The organism is Frankia sp. CcWB2, assembly GCF_977927585.1.
The window spans coordinates 25,632-28,687 of sequence record NZ_CDWRCM010000006.1 but is presented as its reverse complement, the minus strand read 5'-3'; the positions used below and the strand labels follow the sequence as shown (position 1 = coordinate 28,687).

Below are 3,056 nucleotides of genomic sequence, written 5' to 3'. Positions count from 1 at the left end.
GAGCGGCCGTGGGGTGGACGGGTAATCGGGTAGGACGCTCAGAAGCGGCCGATCCCCCCCTGGGCGGCAGGAACCCCGCCTCCCTGCCGGGGAGACGGGGTGCGACGCGTCATCTGGTCGGGGTGGCGGGATTCGAACCCACGACCTCTTCGTCCCGAACGAAGCGCGCTACCAAGCTGCGCCACACCCCGTGACCGAGATGAAGCATACCCGACGGGCTCAGTGGTCCGACGGGGTGGGGTCGCCGGCCGGCACCCCGGCCGGCACCAGGGTGAGCAGGGTCGCCTCCGGCCGGCAGCCGAGGCGCAGCGGCGCGAACGGGGACGTGCCCAGCCCGGGCGACACGTGCAGCCAGGACGACCGCCCGTCGACCTCGTGACGGGACAGTCCGCGAACCCGAGCCCGGTCCAGCCCGCAGTTGGTCACGAGCGCCCCGACTCGGGGCAGCCGGATCTGGCCCCCGTGCGTGTGCCCCGAAAGGGTGAGCCCCACCCCGTCCGCCGTGAACGCGTCGAGGACCCGCGGTTCCGGTGTGTGGGACAGTCCCAACGCGAGCTCGACGCCGGGCTCCGGGGGGCCGGTCACGACCGCGAGCCGGTCGCGGCGCAGCCGGGCGTCGTCCACGCCACGCAGGTCGATCCGGCGACCGTCGACCTCGATGACCGCCCGCACGTTGGTCAGCTCGGTCCACCCGCTGGCGGCGGCGAGACCACCGGCGAAGGCCGCCCAGTTCAGCGGAGCGCCCTTGGGCTCGGCCTCGTCGCCCCGCCGGAGGTAGCGGTGCGGGCTCTTCAGGGCCGGGACGAAGTAGTCGTTGTTCCCCGCGGTACGAAGACCCCGGGGAACGAGTAGAGCGGCTCCAGCGCGGCGAGCAGGGGATCCCGGGCGTCGGCCGCGGACAGCACGTCACCAGTCAGGGCGACCAGGTCGGGGACGAGCCGGGCCAAGTCCCCCAACCAGGCGAGCTTGCCGTGCTGACGGGGGGCGACGTGCAGGTCGGAGATGTGCAGCACGCGCAGGGGGCGCGCGCCGGCCGGCAGCACCGGGATCCGCACCCTCCGCAGGGTGTACGCCGTGCGCTCGTACAACCCGCCGTAGGCCGACACGAGCGCCCCCGCGGCCGCGACACCCACGAGAGTCCTCGCCGCTGTGTGACGCGCGTTCATCGTCCCAGTCTCACCCACCGCGGACGGTGACCTGCCGCCACCCGGCCCGGTTCCGCGCGCCACCGCGCCGCACGCCACCGGGCGCCCCGCCGACGGAACCGGCGTGACCACCGTGCCCGCAGACCATAGGCTCCGGTGGTTATGAGCACCCTCAAGGAACGTCTGCGCGCCGATCTGACCGTCGCGATGAAGTCCCGTGACGAGCTGCGGACGTCCACCCTGCGGCTGGCCCTGGCCGCGGTGAAGGATGCGGAGGTGGCCGGCAGCTCCGCGCGGGTCCTCGACGACACGGAGGTTTCGAAGGTCCTGACCCGCGAGGTGAAGAAGCGCCGGGAGGCGGCCGACGCCTACACCGCGGCCGGTCGCGGCGACCAGGCGGACCGCGAGCGGGCCGAGGGCGAGGTGATCGAGGAATATCTGCCGAAGCAGCTCGGCGACGACGAACTGGCCACGATCATCGACCAGGTACTCGCGGGTCTGGATGTCAGCGGTCCACGAGCGATCGGTCCCGCCATGAAGCCCGTGCAGGCCGCGGTCGCCGGCCGGGCCGACGGCGGCCGGGTCGCCGCACTCGTGAAGGCCCGGTTGGCGGGCGGCTGAGCGAGCCGCGCGGCCCGCGTGAGCCGGTCAGCGCAGCCGGCTCTCGCCCTGGCCCCGGCCACCCCTGCGTCCTCCCGGGCCAACGGCCCCGAGCCGCCTGAAGCGTTCAGCTGCCGACGCAGGTCCGTGCCCGGCTGGCCGCCCCCGGCCGGTCGGCCGTCATTCGGCTGGGCGAGCGTTCCGAAGCCGGGTAGCGCCGATCCACCCGGCAGGACGGCCGTGCCGGTCAGCCCCCCGGAGATCTGCAGGGTGACCTCGGTGTTGAGCGAGACCTCACTGCCTGGGGCGGGCGACATCGCCACGACGGTGCCGGGAGGCGCCGGATGCGGGACCGGCTGCGACCTGACATGGAAGCCCAGCTGGACGAGCGTCTGCTCGGCGACCTGCTGCGGCTGCCCGACCACGTCCGGCAGTACCTTCGTCGGCACCTTGGGCTGGGTGTTGTCCGGGGTCGGCAGCGGTTCGACCGGTAGCCCGAGGCCGGCGATCGTCCGGATCATCGTGCGGGACCACACCTGGGCGGGATATCCGCCACCGAAGACGTTGCGACCCTTCACATTGATCAGGGGATGCGACGTCGGTCCGCGCGGGTCCGCGAGGGTCACGGCCGCGGCGAGCTGGGGGATGTAACCCGCGAAGGAGGCGGTGCTGAACCCCTCCGCGGTGCCGGTCTTGCCGGCGGCCGGCCGGCCGATCTGCCCGTTCCCGCTGGCCGTCCCGTGGTTGATGACCCCCTGCAGCACGGCGCTGACCTTGTCCGCAATCTTCGGGTCGAGCACCTGCTGGCAGGGAGCGCCGGTGTCGAAGGGAAGCGGCCGGTCCGTCCCGCCCACCCGCTGGGTGATCGCGAGCACGGTCCGCGCGTCGCACTTCCTGCCCCGCGCGGCCAACGTCGCGTAGGCGGTCGCCAGATCGAGGGTGCTGATCTCGTTGGATCCGAGGGTGGAGGAGCCGTCAACCCGGCCGATCCCGTCCACCCCCCTGCATTCGGGATCGTTGTTGTTGTGCTGCCGGATCCGGCACGAGGTGACGCCCATGCGACGGGCCACCTCGGCCGTCTTCAGCACGCCCAGCTTCTCGGCGAGCTGGATGTAGTAGGTGTTGACCGATGACCAGGTGGCGGTCGTCAACGAGTAGAAACCGTCCTCGCTGGAGTCGGCGTTGCCGTAGCAGTTCTTGCCCTGGGGATCCGGGTTCGGGAAGACGTTCGAGTGGTAGCAGAGGGGGGCGTGCAGCGTCGTGGAAAGCGGTAGTCCCGATTCGAGCGCGGAGATCAGAGTGAACACCTTG

Annotated in this window: 1 protein-coding gene, 1 tRNA gene and 2 pseudogenes; 1 reads left to right on the top strand and 3 read right to left on the bottom strand. The window is 72.3% G+C overall.

Going from position 1 to position 3,056, the window contains the following annotated elements; genetic code table 11:
* Positions 1-114: 114 nt before the first annotated feature.
* Both ACY45C_RS01755 and ACY45C_RS01750 read right to left on the bottom strand, forming a co-directional pair.
* A tRNA-Pro gene (locus ACY45C_RS01755) sits at positions 115-191 on the bottom strand.
* Between the two features lie 28 nt (positions 192-219).
* Positions 220-1,166: pseudogene (locus tag ACY45C_RS01750) on the bottom strand (metallophosphoesterase).
* Positions 1,167-1,307: 141 nt separating this feature from the next.
* On the opposite strand from ACY45C_RS01750, the gene ACY45C_RS01745 reads away from it, so the two are divergent.
* Positions 1,308-1,766 (top strand): GatB/YqeY domain-containing protein, encoded by a 459-nt coding sequence (locus ACY45C_RS01745; protein WP_462185937.1) that lies wholly within the window; start codon positions 1,308-1,310, stop codon positions 1,764-1,766.
* Between the two features lie 83 nt (positions 1,767-1,849).
* On the opposite strand, the pseudogene ACY45C_RS01740 reads toward ACY45C_RS01745, so the two are convergent.
* Positions 1,850-3,056 (bottom strand): annotated as a pseudogene (locus ACY45C_RS01740) (penicillin-binding transpeptidase domain-containing protein); the annotation flags it as partial.